Below are 23,356 nucleotides of genomic sequence, written 5' to 3'. Positions count from 1 at the left end.
TGGCCTTTATTTAGTCGTTGTCTTCTTTATCATCATCGTTTTTATCATTCTTGCGATCGCGATGTTTGTCGTCGTCATTTTTGTGATTCTGGTTAGTCTGCTTAGGCTGTTGGGTAGGTTGTACGACTGGTTTTTGTTGCTCAGTGGGAGCAGTTGGCTGCGGTACTTCAACAGCACAACTACCTAATCCTCCAGAAATTAGCGCTAAGTTGACAGCAGCAAAGATGCTTCTGAAGATTTTTATCCTCATGTTTCCGTTTTGCTTTAACATTGAGCCTAGTTTTTGGAGATTGTATTCCTAATTTATAAGATACTGTATTGTCTATGGCGGTTCTCAAGTTCGTAGTCAGGACTAAAGTGCTTATTAGAAACCCTCAAAACTAGCTTGACAAAGTACTAGAGGCATAAATCCTTAACACACTCCTGAGAAATATATTGCTGTCTAACTTTCAAGGTGACTCTAATGAGACAAATCATTACTCAGGTTGATGCTTTCACCAATACACCTTTCGCAGGTAATCCTGCTGCTGTTTGTGTTTTGCCTACTCCCCAAGACGAACGCTGGATGCAGAACGTGGCGCAGGAGATGAATTTATCTGAGACGGCTTTTCTAGTTAGACAGGATGATGGCTTCAATCTGCGTTGGTTTACGCCGACGGTGGAAGTACCTCTTTGTGGTCATGCAACCTTAGCTAGTGCCCATGTACTTTGGTCAGATGGGCATTCACCTGATGAAGTGGCGCGTTTTTACACCAAAAGCGGAGTGCTGATTGCTAAGTTGCAAGGTGAGTGGATTGAATTAGATTTTCCCGTGAATCACTCACAAGAAACACTTGCCCCGCGAGAACTCAGGGAGGCTTTGGGTGTACCATACAAATCTGTCTTGCAGAATTCACTAGGTTATTTAGTGGAATTGGAATCGGAAGACTTGGTGCGGCAAATGCAGCCTAATTTTCAACTACTAAAAACGTTGCCTGTTTCTAATGTTATAGTCACCAGCCTTACACACTCTGATGCAAATTATGATTTCGTCTCTCGCTTCTTTGCACCAGCTTTAGGTATTAATGAAGACCCCGTTACTGGGGCTGCCCATTGTTGCCTTGCTGCGTTCTGGCGCGATCGCTTGCACAAAGATGAGTTTTTAGCTTATCAGGCATCCAGTCGCGGTGGGGTGGTAAAAGTACGCTATACAGGAGGCGATCGCGTCTTTCTTGCTGGACAAGCCGTAACTATTATGCGAGGTGAATTATTTACTGCATAAATTGACCCCAGCAATCAAGTCATAGGACTAGCTCTTTCAAGGTGACTCATAAAATAAGATTGTTTTTCTCAGCGCTCTCTGTGCCTGGAGCGGTTTAAAAGTAATTTATTTCACCGCAGAGGCACAGAGAAGCCAGTGCACCCTTCTCCCAAGGGCGATGCGGCCTTTGAGAGTAAACCACTGATGTTTCTCCATGCTCACTCTAGTGCAGAAGCGAAGTATTTAATCCAAGCACATCCAGATATGGCATTAATTTTGCTAGATGTCGTTATGGAAACACATGATACTGGATTGAAGTTTGTTCAGTATATTCGGGCAGAATTGTATAATTATAAAGTACGAATTATTTTACGTACAGGTCAGCCTAGAGAAGCGCCGGAAGCCTTGGTTATTCTGGACTACGATCTTAACGACTATCGGCTGAAGACAGAACTGACACGGCAAAAGCTGATTACAGTGGCACAGGTTTGGGATTATGGATTAGCTACTCGATTGTAGTGGAACAGCATGGAGGTCATTTAACCTGCTACTTTTGCACTAGGGGAAGGTACAGAGTTTGTCATCGAGATTTTAATTTGGAGTTTAGACTAAGTAATGCAAAACTACCCAGCACTGCTGAATTAATAAGAGACTCACTAGATCAAAAACTCCATGAGCAATAATTTAACTTCGCCGCAAGTCGGCGCTCAAACTTTTCGCTCTCCAAACTTCTAAAGAAGTGCGGTGGAAAATACTAGCCATCAACTTTACTTAATTTTTGCAAGTCGATGCGATCGCATTGTCAGTCGATACAATCACATTGTCAGTCGATGCAATCGCATTGTCAGTCGATACAATTGCATTGCAAGTCGATACAATCACATTGCAAGTCGATGCAATCGCATTGCAAGAGGTTGGGTTAAAATGACAGGGCAATACAAATACTAAACTGCAAGAGCGTACTTTTGCAAAGAAGCGACTGTCACAATATTTAAACAAGCCTATATTTTAATTTCAAAAATGTCTGCTAAATACAAAGATAGTAAAAGTCCTATCCAATCTCGTGACTGGCCAATCGAGCAATTACCTGGACTGAGCCACGAGGAACAATCTCAACTGCAAAATTGTGGAATTACTAGCACTACTGTGCTAGTCAAACAAGGGAAGACTCTAGAAGAAAGACTAGCGTTAGCCAATAAACTACAGATTCATCTTCAGTATGTAAATAAATGGATAGCTTTGGCTGACTTGGCGCGTATTCCCAGTGTCGGGACACAATATTGTGGTTTATTGCTCCATGCGGGTATTGGTTCTGTAACGCAGTTAGCTCAAACTCCAACTCACAGATTGCACCAACAAATTATGCGCTTGCAGGTAGCAACAATGCAGCGACGAGATTTGTGTCCAGCAATTGAACTAGTACAACAGTGGAGTCAGCAAGCGCAAGCAATCATTAGTTAGGAGTTAGAAGTTAAAACTCATAACTCATAACTCATAACTCATAACTCATAACTCATAACTCCTCACTCTTTAGCTAAAACTCCATTAAGGAAGATATCAGCAAGTCCTTCTGCCATTTCCTGCATTTGTTGGGGGGAGGCGTCAGGTTCTATGAGAGTGTTGTTGGAAAAACCTGCGATCGCAAACATTCCCAAGAAAACTTTGGCAACCAGCTTGGCATCCATTTGGCGATAAATGCCTTTATCCATCGCTGTTTGAAAAAATGCTTCGCCCACATCGGTCATTTTGGTAATAACTTCTAATTGAATGCGATCGCGCAAATCGGGGTGAAACTGCACCTCCATAAAACAAACACGCATCAAATCAGCATTTTTTTGGAAATTCCACATCCGGCGGCGCATCACCTGAGCTATAGCTTTATAGCTACCCATTTCACTTAATTCTGTTAGTAAATCTGTCAGAATCTCTACCCAGCCACTCGTGGCTACTTCCACCAAAATCGCTTTTTTATTGGGAAAATGACGAAATAGAGTGCCTTCAGCTACACCTGCTGCCTGTGCTAAATCGCGGGTAGTAGTGCCGTCAAATCCCTGAGAGCCAAACAATCGTTGTGCTGTCTGTAGAATCCGGGTTCGCGTCTGAGCCTCTGAGGGTGGGGAAGAATTAAAAACTCGCATAGCAGTTATGGTGAGATTTGCGGAACACGATTTGTAGCATTATTGTCTAACATCAAGTAAAAAAGCCCAACAAACTTAATACAAGATTAACGCCCTTTTGCTAAGTATCCTGTTTATTAGGTAGTGTAACTTTATCTTAATTTTCGCTTATGAACCAGATCAGTCGGTCAATTTTGGATTTGAGATTAGGGATTTTGGATTGGTCAGATAAAGTATCTGTCATATTGCAGCGGTTATTTATCACTTTATTAGCTTTGATCATCCTCTGGTGGGGATTGCTGCCAGAAATTGCTCTAGCTCAAACTCAGATGGCACCTTCTCTTCAAGGAGCCAAAATTCAAAAGGAGCCTGTTCAAAGTTCGATCCAACCTTATCTGGATCGAGTAATCAAGCAATTAACGGAGTTTCGCCTCGACAATGGTCTAAAATTCATTGTCTTGGAACGACATCAAGCGCCTGTGATTTCTTTTCTTACCTATGCGAATGTCGGTGGCGTGGATGAGTCAGATGGCAAAACTGGTGTAGCTCACTTTCTGGAGCATTTGGCGTTTAAAGGCACGACACGCATTGGTACACAAGATTACAAGGCAGAAAAACCTCTATTAGAAACCTTAGAGCGGTTGGATGCCCAAATTAAAACAGCGAAAGCCGATGGCAAAAAAGATGAGGTTACCCGGTTACAAGCTGAGTTTAAGCAAGTGGAATCACAAGCAGGTAAGTTAGTCAAGCAAAACGAACTGGGGCGAATTGTAGAACAAGCGGGAGGCGTGGGTTTAAATGCCAATACTTCTACTGAAGCCACCCGTTATCTTTACAGTTTTCCTGCCAATAAGCTGGAACTTTGGATGTCGCTGGAGTCGGAGCGATTTCTCGATCCTGTAATTCGGCGTGAGTTTTATAAAGAGAAAGATGTAATTTTAGAAGAGCGACGGATGCGGGTGGAGAATTCACCCATTGGATTGATGGTGGAGAAATTTATTGATACTGCTTACAAAGTCCATCCCTACAGGCGTCCGGTGATTGGTTATGACGAAGATATCCGCAATCTGACACCAGAAGATGTCCAGAATTTTTTTGATACTCACTACGTACCAAGTAATTTAGCGATCGCCATTGTCGGAGATGTTAAGCCGACTGAGGTAAAAAAACTGGCGCAAACTTATTTTGGCCGCTATCAAGCAAAAACCAAAGCTGTTGAACAAATCCCGGCGGAACCACCACAACAACAAACACGGGAAGTCACTTTAAAGCTACCTTCTCAACCCTGGTATTTAGAAGGTTATCATCGTCCGGCAATTACCCATCCAGATAATGCAGTCTATGAAATCATTGGCAGTTTATTAAGTGATGGGCGCACGTCGCGGTTATATAAGTCTTTGGTAGAAAAACAGCGTTTGGCACTAAATGCCCAAGGTTACAGTGGATTTCCTGGAGATAAGTACCCAAACCTGATATTTTTCTATGCTCTCACGGCTCCTGGTCATACAGTTGATGAATTAGCGGTGGCTTTGCGCCAAGAAATTGAGAAATTAAAAACTGAGCCTGTAGCGGCGGCTGATTTGGAACGGGTAAAAACCCAAGCACGGGCGGGTTTGTTACGTACCCTCGATTCAAATATGGGGATGGCTGAACAATTGTTGGAATATGAGGTCAAAACTGGCTCATGGCGGAATTTGTTTAAGCACTTGGATGAGATTGCGGCGGTGACGACGGTTGATATTCAACGGGTGGCAAAGGAGACGTTTACAGCTGAAAATCGCTCGATTGGTAAGTTGTTGTCGAAAGAAACTTAAGAGAAACGTAGACGCAAAGGACGCAAAGGAACAGAGATATGCAGAGGTACAAGGTGAAGGGTAAAAGGCAGATAGTGTTCAAAATCCAAAATCTAAAATCTAAAATCCAAAATTTGAAGGGGTTTATTTATGCTTTGGTTGCTGTTTTTGCGTGTTTACTTTTAACTTGTAATTTTTCTCTGGCGGCGACGGCACAAGCAAAGCATTACACAGAATTGCAGTTGCCACCGCTACCTGAGATTAAGATACCCAAGTATGAGCGGTTTGTTCTCCAAAACGGCTTGGTTGTCTATTTAATGGAGGATCACGAGTTACCGTTGGTGAATGGGACGGCGTTTGTGCGAACAGGGAATCGCTTGGAACCACAACAGAAAATCGGCTTGGCTGGTTTTACAGGCGCAGTGATGCGAACTGGGGGAACTAAGAAGCATTCGGCTGATGAACTCAACGAGATATTGGAACAACGGGCGGCATCTGTAGAAGCTAGTATTGGTGAAGCTTCTGGTGGTGCTAGCTTTGACGCACTCAGTGAAGATTTAGAAACGGTGTTTGGACTGTTTGCTGAGGTACTGCGATCGCCAGTATTTGCTCAAGAAAAGCTAGACTTGGCTAAGACACAAGCTAAAGGTGGCATTGCCCGTCGCAATGACAATCCAGATGGGATTGCTAGTCGAGAATTTAAGAAACTGATCTATGGGAAAGATAGTCCCTATGCCCGCACGATAGAGTATGCAACGGTGGATCAGGTTTCTCGTGAGGATTTACTCAAGTTTTATCAGCAATATTTCCACCCTAATAATATGATTTTGGGGATTGTGGGGGATTTTAATGCTAAGAAAATGCGATCGCTCGTTCAAACTAAGTTTGGCGACTGGAACCGCAACCCAGGTATTGCTAAACCCAAATTACCATCGGTTTTATCAGCGAATACAGGTGGAGTCTTTTTTGTGAATCAGCCACAACTAACACAAAGTAGTGTGCTTATCGGGCATTTAGGTGGACGGTTCGACAATCCTGATTATGCAGCGCTGGATGTATTAAATGGGGTGTTAAATGGGTTTGGTGGACGCTTATTTAATGAAGTGCGATCGCGTCAAGGTTTAGCTTACTCTGTGTATGGCCAGTGGAGTCCCCGCTATGATTATCCTGGCATGTTTATTGCTGGTGGACAAACGCGATCGGATGCTACCGTGCAGTTTGTCAAAGCCTTACAAGATGAAATCAAGCGCACCCAAACTCAAAGAGTAACAGCAAAAGAACTGGCTTTTGCCAAAGAGTCTACACTCAACTCCTTTGTATTCAACTTTGAAGACCCCAGCCAAACCTTATCACGGTTGATGCGATACGAATATTATGGCTATCCAGCTGATTTTCTCTTTCGCTATCAAAAAGCCGTCGCCGCCACCACAGCCGCTGATGTGCAACGGGTAGCACGAGAATACCTCAAGCCAGAAAAGATTGTGACTCTAGTAGTGGGGAATCAAACCGCGATTCAACCGCCATTGACGCAGCTAGCAGCACAGGTGACACCAATAGATGTAACGATTCCTGGTTCGCAGCCACAGGTGAAGAATTAATCACAAATTGTGAGCAATAAATTCAGCCTGCTTTTAGATAGTGAATGTGGATGATGAATTTGATAGTGTTTCGTTACTTGATGCCAAAATAACAAATGCGTTTGCCAAAATCATAAATGCGTTGGCTAGTAAGAACCGTAGGCATCGCCATGATTGCAACAATTTTGTTTCTCTATCGCTTCTCACCTTCACTATCTGAGCTAATATTTGAAACCATAGTTCCTTATTCAGAAATTTTTAACTCATACAAAAGTTGGATATCCAAAGTGAAAAAATCAAACGCCAAATTGTCAACTAACTTGTAGCAATTAGTAAGTTGACATTATAATATACCAATAAAAAATTAAATTTATTCTCACAAAACTGGTACTCATTATCCCAGATTTACTTCGTCTTTAGAATTAAGAAGCAATCATAAAAACTTTTATTGTTCATGCCCAATGTCCCAGTAAAAACAACAATGATTTACCAAGAAATCAACTCAGATAATACATCTGTATTTGAGCAGTTATGGACTATTACAAACCAATTACGACAAAAGCTAGAGAATCGTTTTAAACTAAATCCAGCAGATTTTACAAATGATTTAAATAGCTACAGCAGCATTGATGGTAATTTTCAGGGTTCACTCAAGGCTTTTTCTGGTACGGAAATTGATTGGCTAGTGCATGTGTTGTCGCATAATGAAAAGTCAAATTTTAGTGTCATACGTCTGACTGTTTGGTTAGGGTCGCACATACGTGTACCCCATCTAACGTTTGAGTTTGGTACGCTTCCAGATATTTTCTTTTATTTTAGATTACATTCCTCGAACTGATTTATTGACAGACCTGGACTATCTGGAACGCTACTATGAGCCTGTTAATCAGTTATTCCTGAATTTGCAGGAGGAACCAAGTCTTTCAATGTACACCAGCAAGAGCGTGTATATTCGTCAATTTATGTCACCTATCGGGTTATGCTATACAAGTCCAGCCACAAATGATACAGTCAACCTGGTTCGGACATTTGCAAACGAAATGCTCGAACGCTGGATAAACTGGGTAGACGAAGCGGAGCCTGTGCCAGAAGATATACGGTCTGCTTTGGCAGAACGTGACTTGTTTTTGCGCCGTAGTAGTGCTGAACGAGATCCAGGGAATAAGTTAGCAGAGCAGATGTTTGGTAAAGAATTGACTGATCAAGTAATGCAGGCATTATGGGGAGGAGATAGGAATTAATCGCTGGCGGATTGCAATATTTGTCATTTAGAGCCGGACATGACCAAAGAGGCAGGGGGGCACAAAGCAGGGAACAGGGGAGAAAGATTCTGAAATTCCACTGCCAACTGTCTTTTCAAGCCCCTAAATTTATTTATGCATTGGCGTTGTCCACTAGATAGCATACCCCCACCTTTGAGTACTTGACTAACTACTCAAATCAAATAATTTTCTTCATTATCGGGAAATGACTGGGGACAAGTTGGAGTAACAAGTAGAAACTAAATCAGGAACCAAAACCTCTGGGAACTCCAGAGGTTTTTTCTTCAAACTACGCTTTTCTATATAGGAGCGATCGCCCCTATATACACTTCTATGAGGAGTTTTTTAAGCAGCCGATGTCAGACGACAAACTGCTGTGTGTCCAAGCGTCCGACAATTTTAGTGATGAAGCAGCAAAAATTGTCGCAGCGCATTAGTAAACTGAAGTAAGCTAAATATTAGGTTTGAGCTACTGGGAGTGGAGATGATGTTGTTGGAATTAAAGCGCATCCATGTTCCACCAGGACAAAGAGTGCTACTGCGAGATGTAACCTGGCAGGAATTGGAAGCAATTATAGAGGATTTAGGGGAACATCGTGCTGCACGAATTGCTTATAACAGGGGAATACTGGAGATTATGGCACCACTGCCAGAACATGAATATGACAAAGAAATTATTGGTGATTTAGTCAAAGCCCTTCTGGAAGAATTAGATATTGAGTTTAGATGTCTTGGTTCTACCACTTTCAAAAACCAAGCAATAGCTCAAGGTATAGAACCTGACCAGTGTTTATACATAAAAAATGAATCTAAGATTCGCGGCAAAAAGCGACTAGATTTAACAGTAGACCCCCCTCCGGATTTAGCTCTAGAAGTTGATATTACTTCTCGCACTCATTCTAATATTTATGAAGCTTTAAAAGTACCTGAGCTTTGGCGTTTTGATAAAGGAAAGCTCCAAATTAGCGTTCTGCGAGATGGGCATTATATAGAGTCTCAGCAAAGCCTAAATTTTCCTCTATTCCCACTAATTGAAACGATTCCCCAATATCTGGAGCAAAGTACAACAGCAGGCAGAAATGCAACGCTCAAGGCTTTTCGTCTTTGGGTACAAAAGCAGATCCAATAGCAATGACTTATTTCTCTCTTGCTACCATCAACATTAAAACCTACATTCTGCTGGTAAGTGAAGAGATTGATGGTATTTTTTTACTAAATTAATTCCTTGAGAAACTATTATCAATAATGAACATGAGTTTGAGCAGTTTTTAGCTAATTGGATAACAACCATATCAGACAACAAATAGAAAGAGCAAATAAATCGTTGGTTGTGTTCAGGAGGAAAAGTTTTTTTAATTACGGACACTCCTTACATGAAACATTTAAAATCATTTTTCTATCTCTATAAAGAAAGAAAAAAGCAGGGTGAACTTTGTCCAGGGATAATTGTAAACTATCCTCAGTATTTCCCGGCACAAATTGGTTTCAATCTACCTAATCTTTTTCATACTCTAGAAACTGATATTTTAAGGCGTGTTTGTACAGAGGCAGGTCTGATCGTTGAACAAGCCGACTTTTTTGCACGCATTGATTACTCACCTGATTGGCAGGATAATGGGCGGGAGGGCGTTGGTATTATTGCCTACAAACCTTAATAGACCTATAGATCATGGATCTGTAATCGACTATATAGTCTAGTTGAATGTTTATGCTTCTAGATTTTGATATTTAAGCAGTAGGGTAGCACATCTAGCTGTGCTACCCTACTAATCACCTGTATTCCACCTTACAAAAGTCTCAGGTTATGAAATCTACATTACTTAGTAATGATTCAGGTTAATGCCAGCTTCTTTTGCCATTGCTTCTAACCCTTTACTATCTAGGGTTTTAATTGCTTTGGTAGACAGCTTTAATCTCACCCAGCGATTTCCACCTGGCCACCAAACACGCTTGCTTTGCAGATTGGCGTGCTGAAGGCGTTTAGTACGGCGGTGAGAGTGGGATACAGCAAAGGCGTTATTTGCCTTCTTACCAGTTAGTTCACAGCGACGGGACATAACAAGTATCTCCAGATTCTTATTTTAATACAGCCTTTCCATTTTAGGTCTTAGGCAACAGAAGTAGAAGAAGAGATAGGGAGCAGGGGGAGCAGGGGGAGAAATAACTCCTAACAGACGCGATTAATCGCGTCTCTACTCCTAACTCCTGTACAGACGCAATTAATCGCGTCTCTCCTAACTCCAAACTCAGCCTCAGCACTATTTACTTGCTTGTTCTGTCAGCTTGGTGAGCACCTCATTTGATCGCTCAACAAATGATTTCATTCCCTCAGCGTCAAACCCTTTCTGAGACATCAGCGCTAAATCGTAGACGTGTTGGCAAATCAAGTTTACTAACTGATCTGTAGGCGATTCACTGTCACCTAGAATAATACTACCTTGGCTAAGATTTGCCAGATTTTGAATCAACGGGTGAGCAGTATTCACCAGCAAAACGTGATCTTCAGGAAAATCTACTGTCTGCTGCTGCATCATGGCGTTCATTTCTCGCATCCGGCGGAGAATCTCTGGTAGAAGCACGATCGCAGGTGGTGTCCCTTGGGGATCGTCTGATTTCAAAGCTTCGGTACGGATGTTGAGTTTCGGTTTGTTGAGAGATTTCTCAAATAACTCTTTGATGCTCTCACTCCGGGTTTTGTTCGTCTTGGGATCAACAATTTCCGTAGCTTTGTCTTGTTCCAGCAGGGTATTATCTAAATCTGAGTCCACCCGCGTAAATTTAACATCCTGATATTCCCGCTCTAGGAAGTTGATAAAGTGGGTGTCGATGAAGGAGTCCATAAACAGGACTTCCAAGCCTTGATTTTTGTGTAGTTCTATATAGGTAGCTTGGGTTGCTGCATCGGTGCTGTAGAAAACCCGGTTTTCGTGACGTTCTTTGTTACGTTCTAGATACTCTTTGAGCGTAGTATAGGGAGCATTGGGTGCTGAAAAATCAGGACTGGCTGAAGGAGGAGTGACATCTTGCCAAGCATCTCCCTCTGAAGACTGGACTTCAACCACTGAAGTTTCAGCAGCAGGTTTTTCTGTCAGCTTAGCGGTAGTGCGGAAGACGATGATATCTTCGATTTGTTTTTTGAATTTCTCGTCGTTGAGAACGCCGAATTTTACAAAAGTACCAAGATCCTTCCAGGCGCTAATGTATTGTTCACGGTTATCGCGGAAAAGTTCTTTGAGGCGATCGCCTACTTTTTTAGCAATGTAATCACCAATTCGTCGCACGGTGCGATCGCCTTGCAAGGCACTGCGCGATACGTTCAGAGGAATATCGGTGCTATCAATCACACCCCGCATTGGAGTCAGAAATTGTGGAATAATTTCTTCGCAGTTGTCGCTAACAAAAACTTGATTACTAAATAGCTTGATCTGCCCCTTAGTAACATCTACATCCGGCTTCATTTTCGGGAAATACAGAATCCCGTTGATGATAAAGGGATAGTCAGTATTTAAATGTACCCACAACAGCGGTTCTTCCTGAAAAGGATACAAATAGCGGTAAAACTCTAAATAATCTTCTTGACTCAGATTACTCGGAGACTCTCGCCACGGTGCTATTTGCTTATTTAATACTTCACCTTCTAGTTTTATCGGTACTGGCAAGAAATCGCAGTAGGTCTTGACAAGATTCTTAATTCGTGCATCTTCTAGAAATTCTTCCTCTTCTCCTTGCAGGCTGAGAGTAATAGTAGTGCCGCGAGTTGTCCGGGGCGATTCTTCTAGGGTGAATGCTGGGGAACCATCACAAGTCCAGTGAACTGCCTGTGCCCCTTCTTGGTAGGATAGAGTATCAATTTCTACCTTTTGCGCCACCATGAATGAGGAGTAGAAGCCAAGACCAAAGTGACCAATAATCGGTTGATCTGATTTGCCTTCATACTTATGAATAAATTCTTCAGCACTAGAGAAGGCAACCTGATTGATATATTTCTTAACTTCTTCTGCGGTCATCCCGATACCGTTATCGGAGATGGATAGGGTTTTGTTATCTTTGTCAATGGCAATTTCAATTTCTGGTTCACCGATATCTCCAGCATAATCTCCGGCGCGGGATACCATTTTCAGCTTTTGGATGGCGTCTACAGCGTTGGATACCAGTTCCCGCAAGAAGATTTGGTGATCTGAGTAGAGCGACTTCTTAATGATCGGGAAAATATTCTCAGTATGAATACTGATAGTGCCTTGTTCTAGCATAATTGGTGATCTTCGATGTTAGTATCTTCAATGATGATAGTGGCTAATATAGCCTAGCCCTCTGTTTTCCAGGATAAACCCGGAGAACATAGAAGGGCATCAAGCAATTAGAATTTTAAAAGCATAACTTAGGCGATGTCTACGACAGGCTGCGCCTACGCTCATTTTTTGAGCTTTGTTTGCCCCCATTTTCTGATTGGGATTTCCTTACTCCCGACTCCCGACTCCCGATTTTCACCGCAGGTCTATTAACCTAGTTGAGACTGCTATCTAAGTATTGCTGTATTTTTTCCAACACCAAAAAATAGTGGTACGGATAAGTAGGATCGATAAATTCTTGTTTGACAGTTAACCCAGCTTTGGCATTATGCTTCACAGAGCAATGTCGAATTAGCGATTAAAAATCTACAGCAGGCTATCAACCTAAATCCTGACGAATATCGTGAGATGGCAAAAAATGACTCGGATTTTGATGATATTCGGAAAGATGAGTGCTTTTAAGCTTTAATTTAACAAAAGATATAGTGATAGTTATTAAACAGATGAAATTAAAAGTCATGTCCTCTTGTTTCCCAATTCCAAACGGAATTCTCGGTTTTGGATGGTGAAGACTGGGAAACTAAGAATGACAACATAATTCATGTAGAAGCTGTAAACTGATGTAGCGATCGCTTTGTGACTTTACGGCTTCTGCGATCGCACAGCATCTTGTAGAGAATAAAAAATAAACCCACGAAGGTGGGTTTTATCCGCGTAGCCACGATTTCTAAGATACTGTTGGTCAATTCTCTCTCTTGTTTAACCCCTCATATCATGTCCGCTTGATTACTTATTAAACCCGAAGAACCCCACCCCGCCAAAGCTACGCTATGTCTCCCCTCCCCGCAAGCGGGGAGGGGATTAAGGGGTGGGGTGCAACGACCGTGGAAATCATAACTAATTACCCGGACTTGATATCACCCCTAAAACCCTAGTTTAGTGTCGCTTTCCCACCCTGCAATAAATTGCAGGCTAATAGCTAAAGTGCGTTTCAACGCACTGAAATTCCAGAAATTAAGATGGATTGGGGTTGATGGGTTAGACCCCCGATCAATTCGCCAACAGTATCTTTCTAATCGCCTTCTCAGACTATGTAGCAATCTGTGCTACTGACACCTTCACTGGCACTTTTTTGCTAAAAGACAGACCGTTTTCATTTTTGTCAATGATAATCGTGTCTCCAGAGATAAAAGTATTTTCCAATAACTTGGTGGCGAGGGGGTTTTCTACTTCTCGCTGAATTGCCCGTTTCAGTGGGCGGGCACCGTAAACTGGGTCATAGCCTGATTCTACAAGGTGATCACAGGCTGATTGGGATATCTCAAAGAAGATTTTTTGCTCGCCCAGGAGATTTTCTACCCGCTTGAGCTGAATGCGGATGATATGCCGCATTTCCGTGCGATTTAAGGTATGGAAGAGAATAATATCATCAACGCGGTTGAGAAATTCCGGGCGGAAATGCGATCGCAAGGCTTCCATTACCCTGACCCGCATTGTTTCATACTTGGAATCATCACCAGATATATCCAAGATATGTTCGCTACCAATGTTACTGGTCATCACAATAACGCTGTTGCGAAAATCTACCGTCCTTCCCTGAGAGTCAGTAATTCTCCCATCATCTAACACCTGTAATAAAATATTGAACACATCGGGGTGGGCCTTTTCCACTTCATCCAACAGCACTACTGAGTAGGGACGGCGGCGAATCGCCTCGGAAAGTTGACCGCCTTCTTCATATCCTACATATCCTGGAGGCGCTCCCACAAGGCGAGAAACTGAGTGTTTTTCCATATACTCAGACATATCCAAGCGCACCAATGCATCATCAGAATCAAAGAGAAACTGAGCTAAAGCCCGTGCAAGTTCGGTTTTACCCACACCTGTGGGGCCCATGAACAAAAATGAACCAATGGGACGAGAGGGGTCTTTCATTCCTGCACGGGCGCGACGAATTGCCGCTGCTACCGCTTCTACAGCCTCCTCTTGCCCAATGACTCGTTGATGTAAATGACTTTCTAGTTGCAGTAATTTTTGCCGTTCTGATTCCAACAGACGATTGACGGGGATTCCTGTCCACTTGGCAACGATTTCGGCAATATCGGCTTCAGTGACTTGTTCTCGCAGCAACGTGGAACCTTGGTTTTGAATTTCTAAAAGGTTCGCTTCTTTGGCTTCGCGATCGTGTTGTACTCCTTCCAATTTGCCATACTTCAGTTGGGCAGCTTTATTTAGGTCATAGGCACGTTCTGCCTGTTCAATTTGCACTCGCAAGGCATCTTCTTCTTTCTTTAAGGCGCTGATCGCCTCCAATAGCTGCTTTTCACCTTGCCATTGCTCATTAAATGTTTGCTGTTTTTCAGTTAAATTGGCGATTTCTTGCTCAATTCGCTGCAAACGTTCTCTAGTTTGGGGAATACCCTTTTCTTCACCAGCTAATGACAGCTTTTCCATTTCTAACTGCATCAGGCGGCGATCAATGGTTTCCAATTCCTCTGGTTTGGAGGTAATCTCCATTTTCAACTGTGCTGCTGCTTCATCCACCAAATCAATAGCTTTATCTGGTAAGAAGCGATCGCTAATGTAACGTGCTGACAGGGTTGCTGCTGCTACCAAAGCCGAATCAGAAATTTTGACATTGTGATGGACTTCATAGCGTTCTTTCAATCCCCGGAGAATGGAAATAGTATTTTCTACACTTGGCTGATCCACAAAAACTTGTTGAAAGCGGCGTTCTAGGGCAGCATCTTTCTCTATGTGTTTGCGGAACTCGTCGAGGGTAGTAGCGCCAATACAACGCAGTTCTCCCCGCGCTAGCATTGGTTTGAGCAAATTTCCGGCATCCATCGCCCCTTGTTGATTGGAACCTGTACCAACTACGGTATGCAGTTCATCAATAAATAGGACGATTTGCCCGTTAGATTCCGTAACTTCCCGGAGAACAGATTTCAGACGGTCTTCAAATTCACCTCGATATTTTGCCCCAGCAATCAAACTGCCCATATCTAAAGAGATCAGTTGGCGGTTTTTCAGAGATTCAGGAACATCACCGTTTACCATCCGCTGTGCCAAAGCTTCGGCGATCGCTGTTTTACCTACCCCGGGTTCACCAATCAAGACTGGGTTATTTTTGCTACGACGAGACAAGACTTGAATTACCCGACGAATTTCGTCATCCCGCCCAATCACCGGGTCTAGTTTTCCAGCTTTTGCCTGTTCTGTCAAGTCTATACCAAATTTTTGTAAGGCTTCATAGCGGGATTCTGGGCTTTGATCTGTTACCTTTTGGCTACCGCGAATGGTTTTGATCGCAGCTTCTAGTTTGGCTGCATCCGCACTAAAGCCTTTGAGTATCTTTCGTCCAACGCGATCGTCTTCAGCAAAAGCCAAGAGTATGTGTTCCACAGAAATATAGGAGTCTTTCATCCTGGCTCTAGCTTCCTCAGCTCGGTCTAGTAAAACATCTAAACTGCGGCTAAGGTAAAGCTGATCGCTTTTACCAACTTTCGGCTGACGTTGGGTAAAGGCTTCTAGCTGCTGTTGGAAGCGGATTGGATCGACCTCAGATCGAGCCAAGATACGTATTGCTAGACTAGTGGGTTCTTCTAACAGGGCAATAATTAAATGTTCAACATCTAGTTGCTGTTGTTGATAAGCACGGACTATATCCTGAGATTTAACAATTCCTTCCCAGGCTTTATCAGTAAATTTATTGGGATCTGTCGGTTGCATTTTTAGAATTTTGGATTTTGAATTTTTAGTTTAGGGATTGGGGATTATTAAAGAGAGTGGGAAGTAGGGAGTGGTTGTAACCCTACTTCTTAGTACCCAGATAATTATCCAAACATTCTCAGCTGATATCCGCGTGTATCTCCAGTGGCAATTTTGGATTGGTAATTGGTGATAGTTTAATCGATTACCTATTTCCTAATTTAAAACGAAAACACTGTTCTGAGCGGACTTTGCCAGATGGTGCTATTGGAGCGATGTCTACGATGGGCTATTCGGCGTCGCTATTAGTGTTGCTCATCAACCACAGTATGGGCGTAATACTAATAAAATTTACGCACAGGAGATACCCTAACCCGCCTAAAAAGGGGAGGCAAAAAGCGAAAAGTCTCGCGCGTCTGGGTTTATCAGCACGTGATGCCAGTGTGCAGGAATAATCAATTTCTCCGTATCTAGCTCAACTTTTCAAGACATCGGTGTGGATTTTCCTATCACTTTATTGCCTTCGATAGAGTTTTACTCCGCACTCAGGGAAAAGGAGGAGCGGCGGAAACCGTCGCTTTGAACTTCACCCTTGGCGCTAGCATCTCCCTTTGGAAGAAGGGGAGCCACTACGACCGCAGTGAAGTGAGACGTCAAGGGCGAACGGTGATCAGCACTAGTGAAGCTCAACTCCATCACCTATATTCTTAATTATAAGAATTACTGACTCACAAGTTGCTCTTGTGATTCCTGTTTGACTGCTGACCCTTGAGTTTCCAGTTGAATAAGTTCAATTTTATACCCATCTGGATCTTCCACAAAAGCAATTACTGTCGAACCATGTTTCATCGGCCCTGGTTCACGCACGACTTTACCGCCATGATTGCGGATTTCCTTACACGTAGCGTAAATATTATCAACACCAAGGGCGACGTGACCGTAAGCATTACCTAATTCGTACTTTTCCACCCCCCAGTTGTAGGTTAGTTCGATCACCGTGTTGTCGCTTTCATCGCCATAGCCAACAAAAGCCAGGGTAAATTCTCCCCCTGGATAGTCTTTTCGGCGCAGTAATTTCATTCCTAGAACTTCACAGTAGAACTTTAAGGACTCTTCAAGGTTGCCCACCCGCAGCATTGTGTGTAGTAATCGCATATTGACTTGTTCTCTGTAATTGATTTAGTGTTACTCTCTGCCAACAATATTTTAAAGGAGTTCAGGAATTCAAAAGTTCAATAGCTCAGATGTTGCATTTATTAACAGATAAACCAGAAATAAACCTATTTAATTCGTTGCTACATAAATAAATCCCGTGTAGGCGGGTTCCAGAATCTGATCAATCCTGTTAGTTGACTCCAACTCTGGAAATCTTCTTTAATCTCAGCCGACAAAGTCACTTAAACGCCTATGCTAGCGATTGGGTTAGCTAGTGGACTGTGGGCGATAAAGGCTAAGAACGCACTCGAATAAAGGACAAAACACAGATGACTAACATTTTAGATACTGCCATTGAGGCGATCGCATCTCGCGAAATTCTCGATTCACGGGGTAGACCGACAATTGAAGCCGAAGTGCATTTAGCCAACGGTGTTGTAGGACTGGCGCAGGTTCCGAGTGGTGCCTCTACTGGCACTTTTGAGGCTCACGAACTGCGTGATGGCGATAAAAGCCGTTACGGGGGCAAAGGTGTACTCAAGGCAGTACAAAACGTCAAAGAAGCACTTGCGCCGCAATTGTTAGGCTTGGATGCTCTCAACCAAGAACTGCTAGACCGCACGATGATCGCTATAGATGGTTCTGCTAACAAATCCAATTTGGGGGCTAATGCGATTTTGGCGGTTTCCTTAGCAGCAGCCAAAGCTGGTGCCCAGTCTTTAGCAATTCCCCTATATCGCTATTTGGGTGGCCCTTTAGCAAATTTGTTGCCAGTGCCTTTGATGAACGTTATTAACGGTGGGGCACACGCATCAAACAACGTGGATTTTCAAGAGTTTATGATTGTCCCAATTGGCGCAACTTCCTTCCGGGAAGCGTTGCGCTGGGGTGCAGAGGTGTTTGCTACTCTCAGTCAGGTGTTGGATGAGAAAGGGTTGCTTACTGGTGTAGGCGATGAAGGTGGCTTTGCCCCTAACTTAGAATCCAATCAGGTGGCTTTGGAATTGCTGGTTGCTGCCATTAAGAAAGCTGGTTATAAACCAGGGGAAGAAGTAGCTTTAGCATTGGATGTGGCGGCTAGCGAGTTTTACAAGAATGGGCAGTATGTTTACGATGGTAAACCTCACGCTCCGGCTGAGTTTATTGATTACCTTGCTCAACTGGTTGATCAATACCCAATTGTGTCAATTGAAGATGGCTTGCACGAAGAAGACTGGCAAAGTTGGCAATTGCTCACCCAGAAGTTAGGTTCGCGGGTGCAGTTGGTAGGAGATGACTTGTTTGTGACTAACGCCACGCGCTTGCAAAGAGGCATCCAGGAAAAAGCCGCTAATGCCATTTTGATTAAACTCAATCAAATTGGTTCTCTCACCGAAACCTTGGAAACGATTGATTTGGCAACTCGTAACGGTATCCGTTCAGTAATTAGCCATCGTTCTGGTGAAACAGAAGACACAACGATCGCCGATTTAGCCGTAGCAACTCGTGCCGGTCAAATCAAAACAGGTTCCCTCTGTCGTAGCGAACGGGTAGCAAAATATAATCGCTTGCTGCGAATTGAAGATGAACTAGGCGATCGCGCCGTTTATGCTGGTGCTGTGGGGTTAGGGCCGAAGTAGAGTTAGAAGTTAGGAGTTAGGAGTCATTCAATTTTGGATTTTAGACTTTCTTGCAGAACGCCACCTCAGTCGAACGATTTTAGATTTTAGATTTTTTCTTCAATTCCATTTTCCAAAATTCAAAATCTAAAATTGACAGGTTAGGAGTTGGGAGTTTTTAATTCATAACTTATCACTCCTAACTCCTAACTGATTTAAGGATAAAACCCCAACTTGGGCAACCCCAAGGTTTCATCCCAGCCCATCATCAAGTTTAGACACTGAATCGCTTGACCCGCCTGTCCTTTAATTAGATTGTCAATTGCTGACATGACAATCACACGACCTGTGCGCGGGTCAACTTCTACACCGATATAACAAAGATTGTTACCGTTAGCCCACTTGGTTTGGGGGTAAACGCCGCTACCGCAAATTTTCACCCAAGGAGAGTTGCGGTAGAAGGCGGAGAAAATTGTGATTAAGTCATCTCGCACTAGACCAGGATCACGCAGTGTGGCATATACCGTTGCCAAAATACCGCGTACCATTGGGATAAGGTGCGGTGTAAATTGGATCACGAGTTCGTGACCTGCTAAGTCACTGCAAATTTGCTCAATTTCTGGGGTATGACGGTGACAGCCGACATTGAAAGCTGCTATGGAGTTGTCGGCTTCAGCTAGTAATAAGTTGGTTTGAGCTTGCCGTCCACTGCTAGATGTGCCAGATTTGGCATCGATAATAGCTGTTTCTGGGACGATTAAACCTTGCTTTAAGAGTGGCGAAAGTGCAAGGAGACTAGCAGTGGGATAGGAACCAGGACAGCCAATGAGTTGAGCTTCAGCAATGCGATCGCGATAAAGTTCTGGTAATCCATAAACTGCTGTAGCTGCTATTGAGCGATCGCTTCTCTCAGTGCCATACCAATTTGTATAAGTTGTCAAATTACTGAACCGATAATCTGCACTCAAATCTAGTACTTTACATCCTTTTTCCAACAGTTTGGGCGCGATTTGGCAAGCCAGACCATTTGGTAAAGACAGGAAAACTACTTCACAGCGATGAGCAATTATTTCTGGTTCTACCGCTTCTATTAGCAGGTTAGTTGCATGAGCCAGATGCGGGTAGAAATCCCCGAAGGATTTCCCGATACTGCTCTCACCGCCTAAATAAACCAGTTCGACTTCTGGATGATCCATCAGTAGTCGTACTAACTGTACTCCGCCATAGCCCGACGCGCCAACAATCCCAACGGGTACGCGTCTAAATTTGCCCATGATCTGAAATCCTTATCCCATGAATGATTAATTCGTTCTCAGCTATCAACAATATCAGCGACTAGACGCGCAGCGCACAAAATACCCCAAACCCCTCTACTTTGTTTTGGGGAGTCAAAAGTCCAACAGTTTTTGATACTTGACCTTTGACAGGAGGCAAAGCTTTCCTTGCTTTGCTCTTGACTTTACACAGTGAGTGTTTAACTCTCGCTGCACTCTATTACTAAACCCCAATTTTAGGGGCAAAAATTTTTGCCACGTTATCAAATCATTGCTAGTCTACTTCTCTGCCTTATAAAGAAGCTACAATCTAAAAGAAGAAATTGTTAAAAAAATTTACGTTGGTAGCTGGAAATCTTTCTGTGTCACAGCCTAATACTACCCAAGCTTTTAAATTTGATTCAATTGATGCTGCTTTAGCAGACCTAAAATCTGGTCGCGTCATTGTAGTGGTAGATGATGAAAATAGAGAAAATGAAGGCGACTTAATCTGTGCTGCCCAATTTGCCACACCGGACATAATTAATTTCATGGCGGTGGAAGCTAGAGGGCTGATTTGTTTGGCAATGACAGGCGATCGCCTAGACGAACTAGACTTACCCTTGATGGTAAGCAACATTACAGATACTAACCAAACAGCCTTCACTGTTAGTATTGATGCTGGCCCAGAATTGGGTGTAACCACTGGCATCTCAGCGGAAGACCGCGCCCGCACTATCCAGGTTACTCTCAACCCAGCCACAAAACCTACTGATTTACGTCGTCCTGGTCATATTTTTCCGATTCGGGCTAAGGCTGGAGGCGTACTTAAACGGGCAGGACATACGGAAGCGGCTGTAGACTTATCTCGACTAGCAGGGCTATACCCAGCGGGTGTAATTTGTGAAATTCAAAACTCCGATGGTTCAATGGCACGGTTGCAGCAGTTAGTTGAATACGCTAGACGTCACAATTTAAAAATTATTAGTATTGCGGATTTAATCAGTTATCGCCTACAGCACGATCGCCTCGTGTATCGTGAGGTGATTACCAAGCTGCCTAGTCAATTCGGTCAGTTTGAAATTTACGCCTACCGCCACACTCTGGATAACACAGAACACGTTGCAATTGTCAAGGGTGATCCAGCTAACTTCCAAGATGAGCCAGTGATGGTGCGGATGCACTCAGAATGCTTAACTGGCGATGCTTTGGGTTCTTTGCGCTGCGACTGTCGGATGCAGTTAGAAGCTGCACTGAAAATGATTCAGGCTGCTGGTCAAGGTGTAGTTGTATACCTGCGGCAAGAAGGACGGGGAATCGGTTTGATTAACAAGCTGAAAGCCTACTCGTTGCAGGATATGGGGCTGGATACAGTAGAGGCGAATGAGCGTTTGGGATTTCCTGCTGACTTGCGAGACTACGGAATGGGGGCACAAATGCTGATGGACTTGGGGATCAAAAAGATTCGCCTGATTACCAATAATCCCCGCAAAATTGCTGGAGTCAAGGGCTATGGGTTGGAAGTAGTTGATCGCTTGCCATTGTTAATTGAGGCTAATGACTACAATTCTTATTATTTGGCGACAAAGGCGAAAAAGCTAGGTCATATGCTGTTACAGACTTATCTGGTAACAGTAGCAATCCACTGGCAAGATGACCCAGAAGCTGTAACGGAACGTTATGAACGCTTAGAGAAACTGCGACACTTAGCGAGAAGTAATGATTTATTGTTACAGGAAGAAGCGCGTCCTTTAGCGATCGCTATATTTGACGAGCCATCTTTAACAGTACACTTGGGTTTTGATCAGGCAAAAGTTGCTAGCTGTGATTGGTATCAACAAAGTAGTCATCCTTATATCCAGGCTATCTTCCAAATTCTAGACAACCTAGCAACTTTGCCTTACATCCAGAAAATAGAATTTCTGATTTCTTCTGGTTGCGATCCTTTGAGTAATTTACAAGTCCAACTAGATCGACAGACATTCCCAGATGGTACACTGCCTTCATCGATTAGCGATCGCCTGGAGACACAGCAAATTTATAGCTTTAGCAAATAGCTTCGATAATTTTCCTTTCAAGAAATGTCGGGGAGCCAGTGCGTTGCGGTGAGTCCATCGCTGTAGGTGACTGGCAAACCCGAAGCGAGGTTTCCTCCGTTGTAGCACTTGGCGTTGTGTTATCGCGTAACGTAACGCCCCACTTTTTATTTACTTACTCTATAGATTGGTCTAACCTGACGATAAGTATTAAGTAAGTTCAGAAATTTATTCCCATCAAAATTTATCGGGTCAACTTTTTTACCGGAACGGTCTACAAGATGGTGGGTAGTAATGCGATCGTCTGGAACTTGACTTTGAGCAATTAACCAAGCAAGAGAATTATATTGAGCTTCCGTGTAGCCGCTATGGGTTTGTTGGCTGCTACTGTCATAACTATCTGGCGGTGTTTCTAAAGAAGCGTGATAAGCAAAATTATTCACAGACGCTGGCAAATTCGGATTAGTCTGCACAGTTTCCACTCCCTCGGAACTCTCAAATACTGAGTTAGCCGCACCAAAAGCTCGCTTTTCTGGCGGTACTAGATAAACTACTGTTCCGTCTAGCTTGATTAAAGCGTGGTAACTTGCTTGCACACTTTCATCGTTATGAGCTACTTGAAAGAAATTAACTGCGCTGGAAGCAGAATAACCAGTTTCATGGAGGACGATAATCGGTTGGTTGTTGAGAGTTACGCCGTTAACATCTTGGGTGTAACGTTCTCCATAGTTACTTGGGTCAACCGAAGCAACTTGATAATTAGGTCTGTACTGTGCAAAAGCTTGAGTGGTTACGTATCTTGCTAAAGGCTTGCTAATCTTGATTGGGGACTTGATAACACGTTGAAATTTCTTTTCAGGCTCTTTAGCTGATTGGAATTGCGCCTGGGGATATTGACTCCAGGCTGTAACCTGTGGATTGGATGTATGGTATGTTATCGGATTATTGTGTAATTGTGTCGCTCGTCCAATTAGCAGCACTGCAATTAGAGTGGCAAACATCAGCCAGATTAGTAGCACCCTAGTCGCCCAGTCTGTAAACTTCATTTTTCTAATACCCGGAAAACGGTAGATATTAACTTATAGCTAAACTGATGTATCTTTTGTAGGGGCGCACTTCTGTACGCCCCTAACGCCTATGGTATCCAAACAAGAATTGCTATAATACTTTAATTCTAGTTAAATATACGTTTATAATCCCTGCAATAATGCTGTTACGAGCCAACGATTAGCAGCTTATACCAATTTTATATGAAGCTGCATATAATGGAGAAAAGAAACTCGATAAATTAAAATAGCCATGAGCCGCCCTTTTAAGATTGAAAT

Annotated in this window: 22 protein-coding genes; 12 read left to right on the top strand and 10 right to left on the bottom strand. The window is 43.1% G+C overall.

Going from position 1 to position 23,356, the window contains the following annotated elements; genetic code table 11:
• Positions 1-10 precede the first annotated feature (10 nt).
• On the bottom strand, positions 11-271 hold the full coding sequence (locus tag V7K48_RS16065) for a hypothetical protein (RefSeq protein WP_335074066.1): 261 nt from the start codon (positions 269-271) through the stop codon (positions 11-13).
• A gap of 192 nt (positions 272-463) precedes the next feature.
• Between V7K48_RS16065 and V7K48_RS16060 the strand changes: the two genes are divergently transcribed.
• From V7K48_RS16060 to V7K48_RS16050, 3 genes are all read left to right on the top strand, one after another.
• Complete coding sequence (locus tag V7K48_RS16060; RefSeq protein ID WP_335074064.1) at positions 464-1,261, top strand: PhzF family phenazine biosynthesis protein; 798 nt, start codon at positions 464-466, stop codon at positions 1,259-1,261.
• Between the two features lie 135 nt (positions 1,262-1,396).
• Positions 1,397-1,759 carry a hypothetical protein gene (locus V7K48_RS16055; RefSeq protein WP_335074063.1) on the top strand — a complete coding sequence of 121 codons (363 nt, stop codon included), beginning with the start codon at positions 1,397-1,399 and terminating at the stop codon, positions 1,757-1,759.
• 501 nt (positions 1,760-2,260) lie between these two features.
• Positions 2,261-2,701 carry a DUF4332 domain-containing protein gene (locus tag V7K48_RS16050; RefSeq protein ID WP_335074061.1) on the top strand — a complete coding sequence of 147 codons (441 nt, stop codon included), beginning with the start codon at positions 2,261-2,263 and terminating at the stop codon, positions 2,699-2,701.
• 62 nt (positions 2,702-2,763) lie between these two features.
• Here V7K48_RS16050 and V7K48_RS16045 read toward each other — a convergent pair whose 3' ends face one another.
• Positions 2,764-3,378: a TetR/AcrR family transcriptional regulator gene (locus V7K48_RS16045; RefSeq protein ID WP_335074059.1), complete on the bottom strand. Its 615-nt coding sequence runs from the start codon at positions 3,376-3,378 to the stop codon at positions 2,764-2,766.
• Positions 3,379-3,527: 149 nt separating this feature from the next.
• Here V7K48_RS16045 and V7K48_RS16040 point away from each other — a divergent pair, with 149 nt between their 5' ends.
• From V7K48_RS16040 to V7K48_RS16015, 6 genes are all read left to right on the top strand, one after another.
• On the top strand, positions 3,528-5,171 hold the full coding sequence (locus V7K48_RS16040) for a M16 family metallopeptidase (protein ID WP_335074057.1): 1,644 nt from the start codon (positions 3,528-3,530) through the stop codon (positions 5,169-5,171).
• 38 nt (positions 5,172-5,209) lie between these two features.
• On the top strand, positions 5,210-6,748 hold the full coding sequence (locus V7K48_RS16035; protein WP_335074055.1) for a M16 family metallopeptidase: 1,539 nt from the start codon (positions 5,210-5,212) through the stop codon (positions 6,746-6,748).
• A 433-nt stretch (positions 6,749-7,181) separates the two neighbouring features.
• Complete coding sequence (locus tag V7K48_RS16030) at positions 7,182-7,565, top strand: hypothetical protein (RefSeq protein WP_335074053.1); 384 nt, start codon at positions 7,182-7,184, stop codon at positions 7,563-7,565.
• A 4-nt stretch (positions 7,566-7,569) separates the two neighbouring features.
• Positions 7,570-7,968, top strand: a complete 399-nt coding sequence (locus tag V7K48_RS16025) for a hypothetical protein (RefSeq protein ID WP_335074051.1) — start codon at positions 7,570-7,572, stop codon at positions 7,966-7,968.
• Positions 7,969-8,476: 508 nt separating this feature from the next.
• Positions 8,477-9,118, top strand: a complete 642-nt coding sequence (locus tag V7K48_RS16020) for a Uma2 family endonuclease (protein WP_335074100.1) — start codon at positions 8,477-8,479, stop codon at positions 9,116-9,118.
• Positions 9,119-9,362: 244 nt separating this feature from the next.
• Complete coding sequence (locus tag V7K48_RS16015; protein ID WP_335074049.1) at positions 9,363-9,644, top strand: hypothetical protein; 282 nt, start codon at positions 9,363-9,365, stop codon at positions 9,642-9,644.
• Positions 9,645-9,809: 165 nt separating this feature from the next.
• On the opposite strand, the gene rpmB is transcribed toward V7K48_RS16015, so the two are convergent.
• From rpmB to V7K48_RS16000, 3 genes are all read right to left on the bottom strand, one after another.
• The gene (gene rpmB / locus V7K48_RS16010; RefSeq protein WP_335074047.1) at positions 9,810-10,046 is read right to left on the bottom strand and encodes a 50S ribosomal protein L28; all 237 of its coding nucleotides are present in this window, start codon (positions 10,044-10,046) and stop codon (positions 9,810-9,812) included.
• A gap of 201 nt (positions 10,047-10,247) precedes the next feature.
• Positions 10,248-12,239 (bottom strand): molecular chaperone HtpG, encoded by a 1,992-nt coding sequence (htpG, locus tag V7K48_RS16005; RefSeq protein ID WP_335074045.1) that lies wholly within the window; start codon positions 12,237-12,239, stop codon positions 10,248-10,250.
• Positions 12,240-12,492: 253 nt separating this feature from the next.
• Positions 12,493-12,615 carry a hypothetical protein gene (locus tag V7K48_RS16000; RefSeq protein WP_335074043.1) on the bottom strand — a complete coding sequence of 41 codons (123 nt, stop codon included), beginning with the start codon at positions 12,613-12,615 and terminating at the stop codon, positions 12,493-12,495.
• Between the two features lie 20 nt (positions 12,616-12,635).
• On the opposite strand from V7K48_RS16000, the gene V7K48_RS35035 reads away from it, so the two are divergent.
• Positions 12,636-12,740, top strand: coding sequence for a TPR end-of-group domain-containing protein (locus tag V7K48_RS35035; protein WP_442949443.1), 105 nt, complete (start codon positions 12,636-12,638; stop codon positions 12,738-12,740).
• Positions 12,741-12,877: 137 nt separating this feature from the next.
• Here V7K48_RS35035 and V7K48_RS15995 read toward each other — a convergent pair whose 3' ends face one another.
• The 3 genes from V7K48_RS15995 to gloA form a co-directional block, all read right to left on the bottom strand.
• Complete coding sequence (locus tag V7K48_RS15995) at positions 12,878-13,024, bottom strand: hypothetical protein (RefSeq protein ID WP_335074041.1); 147 nt, start codon at positions 13,022-13,024, stop codon at positions 12,878-12,880.
• A gap of 343 nt (positions 13,025-13,367) precedes the next feature.
• Complete coding sequence (clpB, locus tag V7K48_RS15990) at positions 13,368-16,010, bottom strand: ATP-dependent chaperone ClpB (protein WP_335074039.1); 2,643 nt, start codon at positions 16,008-16,010, stop codon at positions 13,368-13,370.
• Positions 16,011-16,709: 699 nt separating this feature from the next.
• On the bottom strand, positions 16,710-17,144 hold the full coding sequence (gene gloA, locus V7K48_RS15985; protein WP_335074037.1) for a lactoylglutathione lyase: 435 nt from the start codon (positions 17,142-17,144) through the stop codon (positions 16,710-16,712).
• Positions 17,145-17,473: 329 nt separating this feature from the next.
• Here gloA and eno point away from each other — a divergent pair, with 329 nt between their 5' ends.
• Positions 17,474-18,763, top strand: coding sequence for a phosphopyruvate hydratase (gene eno / locus V7K48_RS15980; RefSeq protein WP_335074035.1), 1,290 nt, complete (start codon positions 17,474-17,476; stop codon positions 18,761-18,763).
• 194 nt (positions 18,764-18,957) lie between these two features.
• Here eno and argC read toward each other — a convergent pair whose 3' ends face one another.
• On the bottom strand, positions 18,958-20,016 hold the full coding sequence (gene argC / locus V7K48_RS15975; RefSeq protein ID WP_335074033.1) for an N-acetyl-gamma-glutamyl-phosphate reductase: 1,059 nt from the start codon (positions 20,014-20,016) through the stop codon (positions 18,958-18,960).
• Between the two features lie 362 nt (positions 20,017-20,378).
• Here argC and ribBA point away from each other — a divergent pair, with 362 nt between their 5' ends.
• Positions 20,379-22,052 carry a bifunctional 3,4-dihydroxy-2-butanone-4-phosphate synthase/GTP cyclohydrolase II gene (gene ribBA / locus V7K48_RS15970; RefSeq protein ID WP_335074031.1) on the top strand — a complete coding sequence of 558 codons (1,674 nt, stop codon included), beginning with the start codon at positions 20,379-20,381 and terminating at the stop codon, positions 22,050-22,052.
• 146 nt (positions 22,053-22,198) lie between these two features.
• Here ribBA and V7K48_RS15965 read toward each other — a convergent pair whose 3' ends face one another.
• The gene (locus tag V7K48_RS15965; protein WP_335074029.1) at positions 22,199-23,077 is read right to left on the bottom strand and encodes a peptidoglycan recognition protein family protein; all 879 of its coding nucleotides are present in this window, start codon (positions 23,075-23,077) and stop codon (positions 22,199-22,201) included.
• Positions 23,078-23,356: the final 279 nt, after the last annotated feature.

It is taken from the genome of Nostoc sp. (assembly GCF_036919615.1).
In the GTDB taxonomy this organism is placed as follows: domain Bacteria; phylum Cyanobacteriota; class Cyanobacteriia; order Cyanobacteriales; family Nostocaceae; genus Nostoc.
The sequence above is the reverse complement of the archived record's forward strand: the minus strand, read 5'-3'. Positions and strand labels throughout refer to the sequence as shown.